The sequence below is a fragment of the Burkholderia sp. AU33545 genome (assembly GCF_020419685.1).
GTDB lineage: Bacteria > Pseudomonadota > Gammaproteobacteria > Burkholderiales > Burkholderiaceae > Burkholderia > Burkholderia diffusa.
The window spans coordinates 327,131-343,509 of sequence record NZ_JAIZRQ010000006.1 but is presented as its reverse complement, the minus strand read 5'-3'; the positions used below and the strand labels follow the sequence as shown (position 1 = coordinate 343,509).

At 70.1% G+C, this 16,379-nt stretch carries 18 protein-coding genes; 8 read left to right on the top strand and 10 right to left on the bottom strand.

All coding sequences use genetic code 11. The annotated features are described in order from the left end of the window. Position 1 precedes the first annotated feature (1 nt). The gene (locus tag LGM71_RS21785; protein WP_226116358.1) at positions 2–1,828 is read right to left on the bottom strand and encodes an autotransporter assembly complex protein TamA; all 1,827 of its coding nucleotides are present in this window, start codon (positions 1,826–1,828) and stop codon (positions 2–4) included. Positions 1,829–2,082: 254 nt separating this feature from the next. Here LGM71_RS21785 and LGM71_RS21780 point away from each other — a divergent pair, with 254 nt between their 5' ends. The 4 genes from LGM71_RS21780 to panD all read left to right on the top strand — a co-directional run bounded on the left by LGM71_RS21780 (position 2,083) and on the right by panD (position 4,674). Further along, positions 2,083–2,271, top strand: coding sequence for a DUF3460 family protein (locus LGM71_RS21780; RefSeq protein WP_044849219.1), 189 nt, complete (start codon positions 2,083–2,085; stop codon positions 2,269–2,271). 4 nt (positions 2,272–2,275) lie between these two features. Continuing rightward, complete coding sequence (locus LGM71_RS21775) at positions 2,276–3,148, top strand: segregation and condensation protein A (RefSeq protein ID WP_059527573.1); 873 nt, start codon at positions 2,276–2,278, stop codon at positions 3,146–3,148. Between the two features lie 258 nt (positions 3,149–3,406). Further along, positions 3,407–4,246, top strand: coding sequence for a pantoate--beta-alanine ligase (panC, locus tag LGM71_RS21770; protein WP_124901047.1), 840 nt, complete (start codon positions 3,407–3,409; stop codon positions 4,244–4,246). A 41-nt stretch (positions 4,247–4,287) separates the two neighbouring features. After that, positions 4,288–4,674, top strand: coding sequence for an aspartate 1-decarboxylase (gene panD, locus LGM71_RS21765; protein ID WP_006484038.1), 387 nt, complete (start codon positions 4,288–4,290; stop codon positions 4,672–4,674). Between the two features lie 188 nt (positions 4,675–4,862). On the opposite strand, the gene LGM71_RS21760 is transcribed toward panD, so the two are convergent. The 4 genes from LGM71_RS21760 to LGM71_RS21745 all read right to left on the bottom strand — a co-directional run bounded on the left by LGM71_RS21760 (position 4,863) and on the right by LGM71_RS21745 (position 7,954). Beyond that, positions 4,863–5,522 (bottom strand): ParA family protein, encoded by a 660-nt coding sequence (locus LGM71_RS21760; protein WP_059603772.1) that lies wholly within the window; start codon positions 5,520–5,522, stop codon positions 4,863–4,865. Between the two features lie 127 nt (positions 5,523–5,649). Further along, positions 5,650–6,063, bottom strand: a complete 414-nt coding sequence (locus tag LGM71_RS21755) for a DoxX family protein (protein ID WP_059604000.1) — start codon at positions 6,061–6,063, stop codon at positions 5,650–5,652. Positions 6,064–6,226: 163 nt separating this feature from the next. Beyond that, positions 6,227–6,367 carry a hypothetical protein gene (locus LGM71_RS21750; RefSeq protein ID WP_170296487.1) on the bottom strand — a complete coding sequence of 47 codons (141 nt, stop codon included), beginning with the start codon at positions 6,365–6,367 and terminating at the stop codon, positions 6,227–6,229. 81 nt (positions 6,368–6,448) lie between these two features. Next, positions 6,449–7,954 carry a cobyric acid synthase gene (locus LGM71_RS21745; RefSeq protein ID WP_226116356.1) on the bottom strand — a complete coding sequence of 502 codons (1,506 nt, stop codon included), beginning with the start codon at positions 7,952–7,954 and terminating at the stop codon, positions 6,449–6,451. A 75-nt stretch (positions 7,955–8,029) separates the two neighbouring features. Between LGM71_RS21745 and cobU the strand changes: the two genes are divergently transcribed. Genes cobU through LGM71_RS21725 form a run of 4 tightly spaced genes read left to right on the top strand, consistent with a single transcriptional unit; the run spans position 8,030 to position 11,454 of the window. Next, positions 8,030–8,590 carry a bifunctional adenosylcobinamide kinase/adenosylcobinamide-phosphate guanylyltransferase gene (gene cobU / locus LGM71_RS21740; RefSeq protein WP_059604003.1) on the top strand — a complete coding sequence of 187 codons (561 nt, stop codon included), beginning with the start codon at positions 8,030–8,032 and terminating at the stop codon, positions 8,588–8,590. After that, positions 8,584–9,528 (top strand): adenosylcobinamide-phosphate synthase CbiB, encoded by a 945-nt coding sequence (gene cbiB / locus LGM71_RS21735; RefSeq protein WP_226116354.1) that lies wholly within the window; start codon positions 8,584–8,586, stop codon positions 9,526–9,528. Before cobU ends, cbiB begins: the two co-directional genes overlap by 7 nt. Then, positions 9,521–10,540 carry a threonine-phosphate decarboxylase CobD gene (gene cobD / locus LGM71_RS21730; RefSeq protein WP_226116352.1) on the top strand — a complete coding sequence of 340 codons (1,020 nt, stop codon included), beginning with the start codon at positions 9,521–9,523 and terminating at the stop codon, positions 10,538–10,540. Before cbiB ends, cobD begins: the two co-directional genes overlap by 8 nt. Further along, positions 10,537–11,454 (top strand): cobalamin-binding protein, encoded by a 918-nt coding sequence (locus tag LGM71_RS21725; RefSeq protein WP_226116350.1) that lies wholly within the window; start codon positions 10,537–10,539, stop codon positions 11,452–11,454. Before cobD ends, LGM71_RS21725 begins: the two co-directional genes overlap by 4 nt. A 47-nt stretch (positions 11,455–11,501) precedes the next feature. Here LGM71_RS21725 and cobC read toward each other — a convergent pair whose 3' ends face one another. The 5 genes from cobC to LGM71_RS21700 are packed head-to-tail and all read right to left on the bottom strand — an operon-like array spanning position 11,502 to position 15,752. After that, positions 11,502–12,086 (bottom strand): alpha-ribazole phosphatase, encoded by a 585-nt coding sequence (cobC, locus tag LGM71_RS21720; RefSeq protein WP_124621607.1) that lies wholly within the window; start codon positions 12,084–12,086, stop codon positions 11,502–11,504. Then, positions 12,071–12,847 carry an adenosylcobinamide-GDP ribazoletransferase gene (locus LGM71_RS21715; protein WP_226116348.1) on the bottom strand — a complete coding sequence of 259 codons (777 nt, stop codon included), beginning with the start codon at positions 12,845–12,847 and terminating at the stop codon, positions 12,071–12,073. The genes cobC and LGM71_RS21715 overlap by 16 nt, the downstream gene beginning before the upstream one ends. Beyond that, on the bottom strand, positions 12,837–13,892 hold the full coding sequence (gene cobT / locus LGM71_RS21710; protein WP_175816129.1) for a nicotinate-nucleotide--dimethylbenzimidazole phosphoribosyltransferase: 1,056 nt from the start codon (positions 13,890–13,892) through the stop codon (positions 12,837–12,839). Before cobT ends, LGM71_RS21715 begins: the two co-directional genes overlap by 11 nt. A gap of 52 nt (positions 13,893–13,944) precedes the next feature. Further along, positions 13,945–14,757, bottom strand: coding sequence for an ABC transporter ATP-binding protein (locus tag LGM71_RS21705; RefSeq protein WP_226116346.1), 813 nt, complete (start codon positions 14,755–14,757; stop codon positions 13,945–13,947). Further along, entirely contained in the window at positions 14,754–15,752 is a 999-nt protein-coding gene (locus LGM71_RS21700; RefSeq protein ID WP_124621602.1) for a FecCD family ABC transporter permease, read from the bottom strand. Before LGM71_RS21700 ends, LGM71_RS21705 begins: the two co-directional genes overlap by 4 nt. Positions 15,753–16,379 lie beyond the last annotated feature (627 nt).

The window sequence follows — 16,379 nt, the reverse complement described above, 5'->3', positions numbered from 1 at the left end:
GTCAGAAAGCGATGCCGAGCGTCAGGTACGGGCGCACGCTGTGGTTGCGCAGTCCGTACGCGACGTCGACGTTGATCGGGCCGACCGGGCTGCGCCAGCGCGCGCCGATGCCGACGCCCGGGTAGAACACGCGCTCGCCCCACGCATCGGTCGCGGTGCCGATGTCGAAGAAGGTCGCGGCGCCCCAGTCGCGGTTGAACCAGTGCTGGTATTCGGCGGTGCCCGTCATCAGGTACTTGGTCGGCAGCACGGAGCCGTCGACGCTGTTGCCGATGCTCTGGTAGCCATAGCCGCGCACCGAATTCGAGCCGCCCGCGCGAAACAGCAGCGACGCCGGCACGCCGCTCGAGCTGCCGCTCGTGAACACGCCGCCGAGCTCCGCGCGGAACACGAACAGGTCGCGCTTGCCGATCGGCAGGTACTGCTGGCCGCGCGCGTAACCGCGGATGAAGGTCTGATCGGTCAGCACGCCCTTGATCGCGAAGCCGGCCTCCGCGTGAATCAGGTTGCCCGAGCGCGGGAACAGCGGATCGTCGACGTTGCGGCGCGTCCATGCCCATTGCGGCACCAGCGCGCGGCTCGTGGTCGGGCCGGCGCCGTTCTGGTCGAGCCGGTCCTGGTAGAACATCAGCGAGTACGCGTAGTCGATGAACTGACCGGTGCGTGTCCGCTGCACGCCGACCCGCGCGCTGTAGATGCGCGTGTCCGACACGTTGGTGTTCGTGTACGACGCGAGCACGCTGTTGGTCCATCCTTTCTGGCCTGGCGGCATCGACAGCTGGACCTGGCCGTACTGCTGGATCTGGTCGAGCCGGCCCGACACGGTGAGCGGCCACGCGGCGCCGAATGTGTCGAGATACGTGTAGGAGCCCTGCACGTGCGGGCCCGTATCGGTCGCATAGCCGACGCCGCCGCGGATGTTGTTGTACGGAAACTCGCTGACCTTCACGTGCACGGGCGTGCGCTCGGGCTTCGCCGTATCGTCGCCGACGTCGATCGCGACGCTCGCGTAGTACGGCGTGTTCTGCAACTGCCTCTGCAGCTCGGTGATCCGCTGCACGTCGTAGATCTCGCCTTCCGACAGCGGATTGACGTTCGTGACGATCTTTTCCGGATAGCGGCGCACGCCGTCGACGTCGACCTTGCCGATCGTAAACGTCGGGCCGCTGTCGAACGTGACGGCCAGCGTCGCGCGCTGCGTGCGTGGATCGACGCGCGCCTCCGACGACGCGATCTTCGCGCCCAGGTAGCGGCGCGACTGCAACTGCCTGAGCGCCGCCCCCTTCGCGCCGTCCCAGTCGGACTGCGTGAACGGGTCGCCCGGCTTCAGCGAGAACGCGAAGCGGGTCGCGGCCTCCTGCTTCGGATCCTCGGTGCCGACCGGGCCCTTGAATGCCAGGTCGACCGTCGACACGACGGTCTGCGGCCCCGGATCGACGGCGACGCGCACGTCGCGCTTGCCGTCGCGCGTGCGCACGTCGGTGCGCACGACCGGCGAGAAATAGCCGGCCGTCGCGGTCAGGTCGCGCACCTGCTGCGGCGTGGCGGTCACGAGGAAGTCGAACTGGTCGTCGCTGATGTCGTCGCGCTTGGCGAAGCGCGCGATGTCGAGATGGGCCTCGAGGAGCTTGCGGATCGCGCGCGGCGCGTCGATGTCGACGTCGTACTTCGCGTAAGCCGGCAGCACCACGAACGCGGCGAGACAGCCCACGAGGGCTGCCCGGGCCGCCGCACCGGCGCCGCGCCGCGCGCGACGACCGCGGTGAAGCGCCGCGCGCGGGCTCGCCTCATGCGCCGTATGTGCCTGCTGGTTCACCTGACCCGCCAAATATGACCTCGTCCTCGGTTGTCGTGATTGTGTGGAAAACCCCGTATTTGACCACAGGGCGGCGGCTCTGCCCGCACGGGCACCGCTTTGACGCCAGGACGCAACGAAGCGCGCGCGGGCCCGGCCGGTCGGGCCGCGGGTGTCGGCCAGCGGATTCGACGCGCGATTGCCGCCGGCTGTTCCCCGCGATGCGGTAAAATCCCGCCATCGCGAACCCGGCGCGTCGTGCGCCGCCCGAAACGGAAAGCCAAGCCATGCCGTACCAGTCCGACGTCACGCAATTCCTGAACCAGCTCAAGCAACAGAAGCCGACGCTCGAAGAAGAGCAGCGCAAGGGCCGTTCGCTGTTGTGGGACAAGCAGCCGATCGACCTCGACGAGCGCGCCGAGCAGCAGGAATCGCGCGTGAAGCAAACGTCCTACGTCTACTACCAGAACTTCTGACGACGTGAGCGCCGCCGACGAGGCCAGCGCCGCCCGGCAGGACGACGCGATTGCCGCGCCCGCGGGCGCCGATTCGACGCCCGACACGGTTGACGGTGTCGCGGCGTTCGCACGTCTGTACGGCGAGCCGCTCTTCAAGCTGCCGCAGGATCTCTACATCCCGCCCGATGCGCTCGAGGTGTTCCTCGAGACGTTCGAAGGCCCGCTCGACCTGCTGCTGTACCTGATCCGCAAGCAGAACTTCAACGTGCTCGACATCCCGATGGCGCAGGTCACCGCGCAATATCTGGGCTACGTCGACCAGATCCGCACGTCGAACCTCGAGCTGGCGGCCGAATACCTGCTGATGGCCGCGATGCTGATCGAGATCAAGTCGCGGATGCTGCTGCCGGTCAAGAAGGCCGATACCGGCGAGGAAGCCGAGGATCCGCGCGCGGAACTCGTGCGCCGCCTGCTCGAATACGAGCAGATGAAGCTCGCCGCGCAACGCCTCGACCAGCTGCCGCAGCTCGGCCGCGACTTCCTGCGCGCCGAGGTCTACATCGAGCAGAGCATCACGCCGCGCTTCCCGGACGTCGATTCGGACGACCTGCGCGCCGCATGGGCCGACGTGCTCAAGCGCGCGAAGCTCGTCCAGCACCACAAGATCTCCCGCGAGGAGTTGTCGGTGCGCGAACACATGAGCCTGATCCTGCGCCGGCTGCAAAACGCACGCTTCATGGAGTTCGCCGACCTGTTCGACACGTCGCGCGGCGTGCCGGTCGTCGTCGTGAACTTCATCGCGATGCTCGAACTCGCGCGCGAATCGCTCGTCGAGATCACGCAGGCCGAACCCTTCGCGCCGATCTACGTGCGCCTCGCGTACCTGCCCGCGTAAGGCGCGCCGCTGCGCCCGCGCCACCCCGCACACCGAAATGCACCGCATCCTGCCGCCGGGCCCGCCGGCGCGGCTCACTCGCGGTGCGCCCGATCAAAAAGTGAACGATCGTACTTTTTTCGATGCGCCCGGCGGCCAAATCCTCTACAATCCGCCGACGCCCGATGCGCCGCCCGCGCGCCGGCGTTCTCCGCTTCGACCCCGACGCCGCTGTTGCGGCGCCAACGCGCGCCTGCGCGAGGAACCCGCTACCCGATCATGAAAGTCATCAGCTCGATCCAGGAACTGCGCGACCAGTTGCGCGGACAGAACCGCACGGCGTTCGTGCCGACGATGGGCAACCTGCACGAAGGTCACCTGTCGCTGATGCGCCTCGCGCGCCAGCACGGCGACCCGGTCGTGGCGAGCATCTTCGTCAACCGGCTGCAGTTCGGCCCGAACGAGGATTTCGACAAATATCCGCGCACGCTCCAGGACGACATCGAGAAGCTGCAGAAGGAAAACGTCTACGTGCTGTTCGCGCCGACCGAGCGCGACATGTATCCGGAGCCGCAGGAGTACCGCGTGCTGCCGCCCGACGATCTCGGCGGGATTCTCGAGGGCGAGTTTCGCCCGGGCTTCTTCGCCGGCGTGTGCACGGTCGTCACGAAGCTGATGTCGTGCGTGCAGCCGCGCGTCGCCGTGTTCGGCAAGAAGGACTACCAGCAGCTGATGATCGTGCGCCGGATGTGCCAGCAGCTTGCGCTGCCGGTCGACATCGTCGCGGCCGAGACCGTGCGTGACGAGGACGGCCTCGCGCTGTCGTCGCGCAACCGCTACCTGACGACCGACGAGCGCAAGGAAGCGCCCGAACTCGCGAAGACGCTGCAGCGCGTGCGCGACAGCGTGCTCGGCGGCGAACGCGACCTCGGCAGGCTCGAGCAGACCGCGCGCGCGCACCTGGCCGAGCGCGGCTGGGCGCCCGACTACATCTCGATCCGCCGCCGCGCGAACCTGATCGCGCCGAGCGCCGCCGAACTCGAAGCCGGCGAGCCGCTCGTCGTGCTCGCGGCCGCGAAACTCGGCGCGACGCGCCTGATCGACAACCTGGAAATCTGACGGGCCGCCCGCCCTCGCCTCTCACGCATCACGGAGATACCATGCAGCGCCATATGCTCAAATCGAAGATCCACCGCGCGGCCGTCACGCACTGCGAGCTGCATTACGAAGGCTCGTGCGCGATCGACGAAGACCTGCTCGAAGCGGCGGGCCTCATCGAAAACGAACGGATCGACATCTGGAACATCAACAACGGCGAGCGCTTCTCGACGTACGCGATCAAGGGCGAGCGCGGCAGCGGGATGATTTCGCTGAACGGCTCGGCCGCTCGCCGCGCGCAACTCGGCGACCTTGTGATCATCGCGGCGTTCGCGATGGTCGATGAAGCCGAGCTGCAGGCCGGCTGGAAGCCGAAGCTCGTGTTCATCGACGAAGGCAACAAGATCAAGGGCCACCGCGATCACGTGCCGACGCAGAACTGGACCTGATCCACGCCGCGGCCGGCGTGTCGCGACGCGCCGGATCGCTGCCGCGGCGCGCCCACGCGCCGTGACGGCCGGCGCCGCGCAGTCGCATATGCAGGAAGAGGAAGGGCCTGATCCGTCACGATGCCGGATCAGGCCCTTCTTCATTCATCCTGCCGCACCTGGCCTCGCCGGTATTCGGCCATCGGCGATCAAGACGCCTTGGCGACCTTCTCCGCTTTCGGCGCGCGACGCTCGGCCCATTCGACGATCGGCCGCCACTGTTCGAGATCTTTCTCGACGCGGCTTTTCGCGACGTCCCACAGCGTCAGGCCGTGCGCGGCGATCTGCACGTAGTTCTGCGTGTCGCGCACGTAGCCGAGCACCGGCAGCCCGAGCCCTTCGACGAAACGGTGCAATTGGTCGGACGAGCGCGTGCGCGCGTCCACCCGCATCCCGACGATCCCGACCTCGACGCTGCCCTTGCGCACGGCCTTTTCGCCGGCGAGGCGCTCCAGAAACTGCTGGGTCGCGAGAATATCGAACATCGACGGCTGCAGCGGCACGATCACCTTGTCGGCGAGCTGCAGCGCGACGTTGAGCCGGTTGCCGTGCAGGCCGGCCGGCGTGTCGATCACCGCATATTCGAGGCCGCGCGGCGGCTTCGACGGCGCGTCCGGATCGAGACTCCACGCCTCGATCGCCGGCAGGCCGGCCGGCCGCAGGTCGAGCCACGCATGCGCGGACTGCTGCCGATCCAGATCGGCGAGCGCGACCCATGCGCCCTGCGCCGCGAAATAGCCGGCAAGATTGGTGGACAGCGTGCTTTTCCCCACGCCGCCCTTCGGATTTGCCACCACGATGACCGTCATGAATTCCCCCGAAAAAGCCGCGCGGCACCTGCCGCCTGGCAGGCGCCGCTCGATTGCGGATACAGGGAGCGATGATATCGGCAAACGGGGTGTCACCGGAACGGGTTGCGCCGATGCGCGCCCCCTTTCAAGCGGTTCGCGCCGCGGCACGCGGTGCGCCGAGCGCGAATGCGCCGCCGCCCAGCAGCGCCTGCACGGCCAGCGTGACGGCCCAGAACGCCGGATATTCCCAGCCGCCGTTCGGCGACGCGAAGCTCCAGCCGTTGGGCAGATGCGCGGACACCGCGCCGAGCATGAACGGCAGCAGCACCAGCGCGGCGATACGCACGCGGAAGCCGGCGAGCAGCGCAAGGCCGCCGGCCAGTTCGACGAACGTCGTCACATACGCTAGCCAGCCCGGCAGGCCGATCGACGCGAAGAACTGCGCGGTGCCGGGCAGCGTGAAGACGAACACCTTCTGCGCGACGTGCGCGAGGTACAGCACACCGAGTGCGACGCGCAGCAGCGTCGCGCCGAGATCGTTCAGGCGATGCGGGGTCATGGCGAATTCCTTCATGAGTGGATGAGAATGGATCGCACTCTATTCGAATCAATTCGGCCAATAAACACCCGATATGGCTTTAACTGATTCCCCGCAGGAACGAATTGCGGCGTAAAAAGGGGCATGACCGATCATGCCCCGCTGCCCGTACTGGCTACTAACGTCAGCCGCCGCTTTTGCCTTGCGCGGCGTCACCCGAACCCGCCGGGCCGCCGCCCGGCGCGTACGAGTCGCACGCATGCGCCACCGCCGACGCGCCCAGCAGCGCCGCGAGCAGCATGCCCAACCACCATCGAGCCTTCATCGTCGCGCTCCTTCGGCGGACCTCCGCCCATCTGAGTTGTACACGCTCCGCCGCAAAATGCCAGGCCAGGCACGCCCTGCGTCAGCGGAACTCCGCGTACAGCGCGCGCAGGTCGAGATGCTCGGCGAACGAATCGGCCAGCCGCTCCAGCGACGCCTCGCGCAGCGCCGGGTAGTCGATGCGCTCCGCCCCGTCGAGCCCCGCCCACGCGAGGAGTGCCGCACACGCGTCGGGCGCATCGAACAGCCCGTGCACGTAGGTCGCGAGGATCTGCCCGTCGGCCGACCGTGCGCCGTCCGTGCGCACGCCGCCCAGTGCGTCGCCCGCCGCCAGTTCCAGCGCGGGCGACGCGAGCGCAGGGCCGCGCGTGTCGCCCATATGGATCTCATAGCCGTGCACGGCGGCCGCACCGGGCAGCGCGAGATGCCCGGTCACGTTCTTCAGCGTCTTGTCCGGCTGCAGCGTCGTGTCGAAATCGAGCAGCCCGAGCCCCGGCATGTTGCCGGGCGCGCCTTCGAGGCCGAGCGGATCGTCCAGTGTGCGGCCGAGCATCTGCATGCCGCCGCAGATGCCGATCACCTTGCCGCCATAGCGCAGGTGCCGGCGGATCAGCGCGTCCCAGCCTGCGTCGCGCAACCACGTGAGATCGCGCTGCACGTTTTTCGAGCCGGGCAGGATCAGCAGGTCGGCATCGGGCACCGGGCCGCTCTTCCAGTACGTGAACTCGACCTGCGGATGCGCGCGCAGCGGATCGAAATCGGTATGGTTGCTGATCCGCGGCAGCGCGGGCACCACCACGCGCAGCACGCCGGCGTCGCCGCGCAAGGCGGCGGCGCTGCGCGCCTGCGATGGCAGCATGTCTTCCGCGTCGAGCATCAAGCCGTGCAGGTACGGGAGCACGCCGAACACCGGCTTGCCCGTCTGCGCGCGCAGCCAGTCGAGGCCCGGTTCGAGCAGCTTGATGTCGCCGCGAAAGCGGTTGATCACGAAGCCGCGCACGCGCGCGCGCTCGCTGTCCGACAGGCACGCGAGCGTGCCGACCAGGTGCGCGAACACGCCGCCGCGGTCGATGTCGGCCACCAGCACGACCGGGCAGTCCACGCGTTCGGCGAAGCCCATGTTCGCGATATCGCCTTCGCGCAGGTTGATTTCGGCAGGGCTGCCCGCGCCTTCGACGAGCACCGTGTCGTAGCCGGCACGCAGCCGCGCGTACGACTCGAGCACCGCGTCGAACGCGACCGGCTTGTAGTCATGGTACGCACGCGCATCGAGGTTCATGCGCGCCTTGCCGTGGATGATCACCTGCGCGCCGCGATCGCTCGTCGGCTTCAGCAGCACCGGGTTGAAATCGGTATGTGGCAAGACACCCGCGGCGAGCGCCTGCAACGCCTGCGCGCGGCCGATCTCGCCGCCATCGGCCGTCACCGCGCTGTTCAGCGCCATGTTCTGCGGCTTGAACGGCGCGACGCGCGCGCCAGCGCGACGCGCGAGGCGGCACAGGCCCGCGACGAGCGTGCTCTTGCCCGCGTCGGACGTCGTGCCCTGGATCATCAACGTGCCGCGCGGCTGCGGTTCGGGTGCGTTCATCGTATGCAAGGTCGTGGCGAAGCAAAGGCCGCATTATCGCCCGCGCCGCCACGCGTGCGCCGTTACAATCACGCGATGATTCCGCACGACCTCACCTTCGTCCTCGGCGGCGCGCGCTCGGGCAAGAGCGCGCACGCCGAGCGGCTCGCCGCCGACAGCGGCCGCCCCGTCACCTATATCGCGACCGCGGCCGCGACGGCCGCCGATGCCGAATTCGAACGGCGCATCGCGCATCACCGCGCGCGCCGGCCGGCCGACTGGGGCTTCGCCGACGCGCCCGTCGACCTCGCCGGCACGCTCGCGCGGCTCGACGATCCGCGCGCGTGCCTGCTCGTCGACTGCCTGACGCTGTGGCTCACGAACCTGCTGTGCCCGCTCGACGGCGAACCGCTCGACGATGCGCAGTATGCGGCGCAGGTCGAGCGGCTCGAGCACGCGTTGTGCGGGGCGCGCGCGAAGGTGATTGTCGTCAGCAACGAAATCGGGCTCGGCGTCGTGCCGCTCGGGTCGGTCACGCGCCGCTACGTCGACGAACTCGGGCGCCTGAACCAGCGCATCGCCGCGCTCGCGACGCGCGTGACGCTGCTGGTCGCCGGGCTGCCGCTCGAACTCAAGGCCGGAGCGCCGTCATGCTGATGCTGTCGGCGCCGGTCGTCGCGATGCTCGCGGTCGCGGCCGCGATCGTCGATCGCATCGTCGGCGAACCGGCCGGCTGGCATCCGCTCGTCGCGTTCGGCCGGCTCGCCGCGCGTATCGAAGGCGCGCTGAACACGGGCCGGCGCGGCCGCATGGTCGGCGTCGCCGCATGGCTCGCGGCGGTGGTGCCACCGGTGGCCGTCGCCGCGTGGCTCGCGGCCGTGCTGCCCTGGCCGCTCGCGGCCGCGCTGCACGTCGCGCTGCTGTGGTTCGCGCTCGGCGCGAAAAGCCTCGCCGACCATGTCGCACCGATCGCCGCCGCGCTGCTGCGGCACGACCTCGACGCCGCGCGCGCGCTGACCGCACGCATCGTCTCGCGCGACACGAGCGAAGCCGACGAAGGCGCACTGTCGCGCGCGGCCGTCGAATCGGCGCTCGAGAACGGCAACGACGCGATCTTCGGCGCGCTCTTCTGGTTCGTCGTCGCGGGCGGCCCCGGCGCGCTGCTGTTCCGGCTCGCGAACACGCTCGACGCGATGTGGGGCTACCGCACACCGCGCTTCCTGACGTTCGGCTGGGCCGCCGCGCGCCTCGACGACGCGCTCAACTGGATTCCCGCGCGCCTCACCGCCGCGAGCTACGCGCTGCTCGGCGACACGGCCGCCGCGTGGCGCTGCTGGCGCACCCAGGCGCGCCACTGGGACAGCCCGAACGCAGGCCCCGTGATGGCTGCCGGCGCCGGCAGCCTGAACGTGCAGCTCGGCGGCCCGGCCGTCTATCATGGCGAAATCGAAGACCGTCCCGCGCTCGGCACCGGCGCGCCGGCGACGGCCGTGCACGTCGTCGCCGCGCTGTCGCTCGTCACGCGCACGCTCGCGCTGTGGCTCGCGCTGCTCGTCGCGAGCGGCGCACTCATTCTCGCTACCCATCATGTCTGACGCACGCATCCCGCACGGCGGCAACCTGCACGAAGCCGCGCGCCGCCACGGCATTCCGTACGACGCCTGGCTCGACCTGTCGACCGGCATCAATCCCGTCGGCTATCCGGTGCCGCCGGTCCCGGCCGACGCATGGCGCCGGCTGCCCGACGACGGCGATACGCTCGCCGCATGCGCGGCCGGCTACTACGGCGCACCCAATGCCGCGCACGTGCTGCCGGTCGCCGGCAGCCAGGCCGCGATCCGCGCGTTGCCCGCGCTGCTGCCGACTGGCGACGCCGGCGTCGCTGCGCTCGCGTACGGCGAATACGCACCTGCATTCGCGCGCCACGGCCATCGCGTCGTCCCGCTCGACATCGACGCGGACGTGCTGCCCGCAACCCTGCGCCACGCCATCGTCGGGAATCCGAATAATCCGACCGCCGAATTCGTTCCGGCCGAACGGTTGCTCGGCTGGCATGCTCAGCTGTCGGCACGCGGCGGCACGTTGATCGTCGACGAGGCATTCGCGGATACGGGCGCCACGCCGTCGCTCGCGCAGTTCACCGATCGTCCGGGCCTCGTCGTGCTGCGCTCGGTCGGCAAGTTCTTCGGACTCGCCGGCATTCGAGCCGGCTTCGTGCTCGCCTGTCCCGAGCGGGTCGCCGCGCTGCGCGACATGCTCGGCGCATGGACCGTGAGCGGCCCCGCGCGTCACGCGGTCGCCGCCGCCTTCGCCGATCGCGCATGGCAGGCCGCCGCGCGCGCGCGGCTCGCGGCCGACGGCCAGCGCCTCGCCGCGCTGCTGCGCACGCACGGCTTCGAGGTGCACGCGACGCCGCTGTTCAGCTGGACCGACGATCCGCGCGCCGCCGCGCTGCACGCGGCGCTCGCCGCACACGGGATCTGGACGCGGTACTTTGCACGACCGTCGAGCGTGCGCGTCGGCTTGCCGGGCAACGAAGCCGAATGGCAGCGCGTCGCCGACGCACTCTCGCAGTGCGTCCCGACGGTGTCACAGGCATCCGCATGAACGCGTGCCTGTTCCGTCGGTTGCCGGCCCTCGCGTCGCTGGTCGCGCTCGCGCACGCGCCCTTCGCTCACGCGGACGTGACGACCCGCGACGATGCCGGTAATACGGTCGCGCTGCCCGCGCCGGCGCAACGCGTGATCAGCCTCGCGCCGCATGCGACCGAGCTGGTCTACGCGGCCGGCGGCGGTGCGAAACTGGTCGGCACGGTCACGTACAGCGACTACCCGCCCGCCGCGCAAGCCGTGCCGCGCGTCGGCGACAACAAGGCGCTCGACCTCGAGCGAATCGCCGCGCTGAAGCCCGACCTGATCGTCGTCTGGCGACACGGCAACGCCGAGCGGCAAACCGACGCGCTGCGTGCACTGCACATTCCGCTGTTCTTCAGTGAACCGAAACATCTCGACGACGTGGCCACGTCGCTGCGTCGGCTCGGCACGCTGCTCGGCACGGAACCGGTCGCCGACGCAGCCGCGGCATCGTTCTCGCACGATATCGCCGCGCTGCGGGCGCGGTACGCGGCACGCCCGCCCGTCACGATGTTCTTCCAGGTTTGGGATCGCCCGTTGACGACGCTCAACGGCGCGCATCTGCTCAACGAAGTCATCACGCTGTGCGGTGGTCGCAACGTGTTCGCGGCGCTGAAGCCGCTCGCGCCGACCGTCACCGACGAGGCCGTGCTTGCGGCGAATCCGGAAGCGATCGTGACGACGAGTGCCGGCGCGACACGTTCGGACGCACCGCTGCCGAGCCTCGCGCGCTGGCGTGCGTGGCCTGCGCTGACGGCCGTGGCGCGCAACAACCTGTTCGCGATCGACGGCGATTTGCTGACCCGGCCGTCGCCGCGCATCGCGCAAGGCGCGGCCGCGCTGTGCGAGGATCTCGACGCCGCACGGGCGCGGCGGCCGGCGCGCTGACTCCGGGCCTCGATGCCCTTGCGCACGTCAGACGAGCAAGCGCTCGCCTATTCGTCCCAGTGGACGACTTCCCATGTGCGCGCAGCATCCTCCGTCCGCAACCAGACGACGCCGCCCGTCGGCACCGGTCGCGACAGCAGCGTATCGAGCGGCACGCGCAACGCATGCGACGCGAATGCGCGAATCACGCCTGCATGCGTGAGCGCCCATTGCTGCGCGTCGGTCCGCGCGACCGCGTCCGCGATCCGTGCGACGCGCGCGGCGAACCGTGCGACGCTTTCGCCGCCATGCGCGCACGCATGCATCAGGTCGGCCGCCCATGCATCGAGCGCCGCGCGGTCGATATCGTCCCAGCGCCGCAGCTCCCACGCGCCGAAGTCCATTTCCTGCCAGCCGGCATCACGCCGCAGCGGCACGTCGAACGTCTGTGCGAGCCGCTCGGCGACCGACGTGCACCGTGTCAACGGGCTCGTCCATACCTGCTCGGGCAACGGCGCCCCGAGCGCCGCCAGACGCTCGCGCACGGCCCGCGCCCCCGCCTCGGCCGATGCGGCGAGCGGCACGTCGCTGCGTCCGTAGCAAACGCCCGGTTCGACATCGACGGCCGGATGGCGAATCAGTACGAGATCCATCCGAGCACCACGAGATAAATCGCCAGCTCGCTCAACTGCTGCGCGAAGCCGAGGCAGTCGCCCGTATAACCGCCGATCCGCTTCACGAAATAGCGGGCCGCCCATGCGCGCACGAGCACGAGCGCGACGAGAGCCGCGAGACCCGCGCGCCAGTCCGGCCAGAACAGCCACGGCAGCCCGAATGCGGCCGCGATCCAGGCCGCGCGTGCGCCCATGCGTTGCGCGACCGGTTTCGCCTTGCCTTCCGGCCGGACATAGTCGAGCGACATCAGCAGGCTCACGGCCCCCGCGCGGCTCGCCGCATGCGCGGCGATCATCGTCCACGCGGCGCGCAGCGGCGGCATGGCCGCGAGCGCCTGCCATTTCAGGCCGAGCGCGATCACGAGCGCGACCGCGCCGAACGTGCCGATGCGCGAATCGTGCATGATGCGCAGCACGTCGTCTCGCGCGTAGCCACCGCCGAACGCATCGCAGCTGTCGGCCAGGCCATCCTCGTGGAACGCGCCGGTCGCGAGCAGCGTCGCGGCCATCGACAGGCCGACCGCGATCGACGCGGGCAACACGCGCAGTGTTGCGAGATAAACGAGCGCGCCCCACGCGCCGACGCACGCGCCGACCAGCGGAAAGTAACGTGCGGCCTGATCGAGATCGCCGGCTGCGTAGCCGATCGCGCGCGGCACCGGCACGCGCGTGAAATAGCCGAGCGCGACGAAGAAATAGCGCAGTTCGGCGCGTACACCGCTCGCGCGCTCAGGCGTCACGATTGTCTACGCCCGCGGATTCGAAGCTCGCCATCTCGGTGAGGAACGCGACCGCCGCGCGCACCAGCGGCAGCGCGAGCGCGGCGCCCGTGCCTTCGCCGAGGCGCAGGTCGAGCGCGAGCAGCGGCTTCGCGCCGAAATGCTCGAGCATGCGCCGGTGCCCGGCCTCGTGCGACGCATGCGAGAACACGCAGTAGTCGCGCACGCCGGGCGCGATGCGCTCGGCGACCAGCAGCGCGGCCGTCGCGATGAAGCCGTCGACGAGGATCGTCATCCGCTCGCTCGCGGCCGCGAGATACGCGCCCGTCATCATCGCGATCTCGAAACCGCCGAACGTCGCGAGCACATCGAGCGGCGCGATCGCGTGCGAATGCCGGACGAGCGCGCGGCCGAGCACCGCGCGCTTGTGCGCGAGCCCCTGGTCGTCGAGGCCCGTGCCGCGCCCGACGCACGCGTCGATCGGCACGTCGAGCAGACGGCTCATCAGGCATGCGGCCGACGACGTGTTCGCGATCCCCATTTCGCCGAAGCCGATCACGTTCGTGCCTAGCGAGGCGTGCAGGCGCACGCGCGCCGCGCCGGCGGCGAGCGCCGTCTTCGCTTCGTCGGGCGTCATCGCCGGTTCAACCGCGAAGTTGCGCGTGCCGTGCGCGACGGGCAGCGACACGAGCCGATCGGACACCGGCAGCGGCGACGCGACGCCCGCATCGACGATCTCGAGCACGCTCTGCGCGACGCCCGAGAACGCATTGATCGCCGCGCCGCCGGCCAGGAAGTTCGCGACCATCTGCGCGGTGACCGCCTGCGGATACGGGCTCACGCCCTCGGCCGCGATCCCGTGGTCGCCGGCGAACACGATCGTCACCGGACGCTGTACGTGCGGCTTCTCGGTGCGCTGGATCAGGCCGATCTGCAGCGCGAGAGCCTCGAGCTGGCCGAGGCTGCCGGGCGGCTTGGTCTTGTGATCGATCACATGCTGCAGGCGCTTTCGCAGCGTGTCGTCGAGCGGCGCGATTGCGGGCGGGAAGTCGGTCGGATTCGTCATCGGAAGGTTGCCTTGTTGGCGCGGCCGGTGCCGCGCATCGAAAGAATGAAGTTCATCGTCGCTCGGGCCACGCAGGCAGCAGCGCGTCGCGGCCGTTCTCGCGGATCAGCACGAGCGGGTAGCCGAACGCGTCGCTCGCGCGCGCCGGCGTAAGTACATCGTGCACGGGGCCCGCCCACGCATGGCCGCGGCCGTCGAGCAACAACGCGTGCGTCGCGAAACGCCGCGCGAGATTCAGGTCGTGGCATGAGAACAGTACAGTGCGCGGGCCCCCGTCGAGCCATGCGCTCAGCGCGGTCAGGCCGTCGATCTGGTGATGCAGGTCAAGATGGGCGAGCGGTTCGTCGAGCAGCATCAGCGGCGCGTCCTGGCACAGCGTCGCGGCCAGCGCGACGCGCTGCCGCTCGCCGCCCGACAGCGACAGCACGTCGCGCGACGCGAGTGCGGTCAGCCCGAACGTCGCGAGCGCGTCGCGCGCGGCCGCGCGGTCGCCGTCGCGCTCCCATCCCCAGCCGCCGAGATACGGGAAGCGGTTGAGCAGCACCGTGTCGAATACCGTCGCGCTGAACGCATCGTGCAATTGCTGCGGCATCAGTGCGCGGCGCCGTGCGAGCTGTTCGGGCGGCCATGCGGCGAGCGGCCGGCCGTCGATCTCGACGTGGCCGCCGGCCGGTCGCTGCAGGCCCGCGAGCGTCGCGAGCAGCGTCGTCTTGCCCGCGCCGTTCGGCCCCGCGACGCACCAGATCTCGCCGGAACGGAACGCCTGCGTGAAGCCGTCGAGCAGCGTCCGTTCGCCGGCCTTCAGCGTGAGAGCGATCGCTGCGTAGGTCATGTCGCCGGCAGTGTGCGGTGCGGCGTGCGTCATCGCATCGGTCTCCTCAGCAACATCCACAGGAACACCGGCACGCCGATCAACGCGGTCATCACGCCGACCGGCAATTGCGCGGGTGCGATCGCCGTGCGCGCGAGCAGGTCGGCGGCCATCACGCCGCCGCCGCCCGCAAGCATCGCGGCGGGCAGCAGCATGCGCTGGTCGTTTCCGAATGCGAGCCGCAACGCATGCGGCACGACGAGGCCGACGAAGCCGATCGTGCCGGCCGTCGTCACCGCGGCCGCGGCGGCCAGCGACGCGACGAGGTAGATCCGCACGCGAACTCGCGCGACCGGCACACCGAGCGCGAGTGCGGTCGCGTCGCCGCGCAGCAGCACGTTGAGCTGCGGCGCGGCCGGCAGCGCGACGCATGCGGCCACCAGCAGCGCGCCCCATGCGAACCACGGCGCCGTCACGCCGTTCAGGTCGCCCGTCAGCCAGAAGATGATGCCGCGCAGTCGCGCATCGGGCGCGAGCGACAGCAGCAGCGTGACGAGCGCGCCCCACCCGGCCGCGATCACGACACCCGTGAGCAGCAGCCGCGGCGACGCATCGCGCGAGTCGCCGCGCCACAGCTCGCGGCGAGCAAGCCCGAGCACGAGCGCGACGGAAACGAGCGCGCCGGCGAACGCGGACGCATCGACGAGCCACCACGCGCCGCCCGCGATCATCGTGACGAGCGCGAAGCCGGCCGCGCCGCCGGACACGCCGAGCACATACGGCTCCGCGAGCGGATTGCGCAGCAGCACCTGCAGCAGCGCACCGGCCAGCGCAAGCAGCGCGCCGCACGCGAACCCCGCAAGCGCACGCGGCAGCCGGAGCGTGCGCACGATGTCGGCGAACAGTGCGTCGCCGCCGTGCGGCACAAGCGACGCGAGCGCCTGCCACGGTGACATCGGCACGCTGCCGATCGACAGCGATGCGACGAACAGCAACGCGACCACGGCCGCGAGCGCTAGCCAGATCGCGGCGGCACGCGCGGCGCTCATGCGCCGCACGGCATCGCGCACGACGCGCGATGCTTCCGCCGACCATCGTTGCCGGCCAGGCGCGGCACCAGCGTCGCGCTCCGGTGTGTTGCAGACTTACGCAAGCTCGTCATCCTCGTCGAACAGGTTGTTGATGCGTGCACGGACGAACAGCGACCCGGTGATGTCATCGCGCGCGCGGCTCGGATGCCATCCCATGTGCGGCAGAGCGAGCGATGCACGGCCTGCGGCGCACCATAGCGCGCACCACGATCGATACCCCGATTCCCACGTTTGGCCGATCGCGTCCCGCAAGCATTCGGCCGGCCGAACGTCGGTCGCACCGGCGTGACACGGCCACGATCCATCGAGCCGCACCTGCGTGCGGTCGACATTCTGCGCAATATAGAGGAAGCCGCCGCATCGGGTCGATCGGCATCGCGGTTGCGTCGTAGCCATCAGGCATGTTCGGCGCGGCGACCGCGACATCCGGCGGCAAAGGCGCGTCGGCGCGCGGCGCGACAGGTGCCGGCGCCGCAACGGCCTGCGTCGTCGCCGATCCGGGCGAACCAGCCGCCGCCGCAGTGTGCGCGACGGCGAGATGCGGCGCGCCGCGGCGTGCGCCGGAGGCCGTGCGGACGATTGGGG

Bases quoted from the DNA above. Each gene is read 5' to 3' on its own strand.
- cobU (WP_059604003.1), top strand. From the start codon at position 8,030: ATGATTCCGCACGACCTCACCTTCGTCCTCGGCGGCGCGCGCTCGGGC.
- LGM71_RS21755 (WP_059604000.1), bottom strand. From the start codon at position 6,063: ATGACCCCGCATCGCCTGAACGATCTCGGCGCGACGCTGCTGCGCGTC.
- LGM71_RS21725 (WP_226116350.1), top strand. From the start codon at position 10,537: ATGAACGCGTGCCTGTTCCGTCGGTTGCCGGCCCTCGCGTCGCTGGTC.
- cbiB (WP_226116354.1), top strand. From the start codon at position 8,584: ATGCTGATGCTGTCGGCGCCGGTCGTCGCGATGCTCGCGGTCGCGGCC.
- LGM71_RS21750 (WP_170296487.1), bottom strand. From the start codon at position 6,367: ATGAAGGCTCGATGGTGGTTGGGCATGCTGCTCGCGGCGCTGCTGGGC.
- LGM71_RS21760 (WP_059603772.1), bottom strand. From the start codon at position 5,522: ATGACGGTCATCGTGGTGGCAAATCCGAAGGGCGGCGTGGGGAAAAGC.
- LGM71_RS21705 (WP_226116346.1), bottom strand. From the start codon at position 14,757: ATGACGCACGCCGCACCGCACACTGCCGGCGACATGACCTACGCAGCG.
- cobT (WP_175816129.1), bottom strand. From the start codon at position 13,892: ATGACGAATCCGACCGACTTCCCGCCCGCAATCGCGCCGCTCGACGAC.
- LGM71_RS21745 (WP_226116356.1), bottom strand. From the start codon at position 7,954: ATGAACGCACCCGAACCGCAGCCGCGCGGCACGTTGATGATCCAGGGC.
- cobC (WP_124621607.1), bottom strand. From the start codon at position 12,086: ATGGATCTCGTACTGATTCGCCATCCGGCCGTCGATGTCGAACCGGGC.
- LGM71_RS21780 (WP_044849219.1), top strand. From the start codon at position 2,083: ATGCCGTACCAGTCCGACGTCACGCAATTCCTGAACCAGCTCAAGCAA.
- cobD (WP_226116352.1), top strand. From the start codon at position 9,521: ATGTCTGACGCACGCATCCCGCACGGCGGCAACCTGCACGAAGCCGCG.
- LGM71_RS21700 (WP_124621602.1), bottom strand. From the start codon at position 15,752: ATGAGCGCCGCGCGTGCCGCCGCGATCTGGCTAGCGCTCGCGGCCGTG.
- panC (WP_124901047.1), top strand. From the start codon at position 3,407: ATGAAAGTCATCAGCTCGATCCAGGAACTGCGCGACCAGTTGCGCGGA.
- panD (WP_006484038.1), top strand. From the start codon at position 4,288: ATGCAGCGCCATATGCTCAAATCGAAGATCCACCGCGCGGCCGTCACG.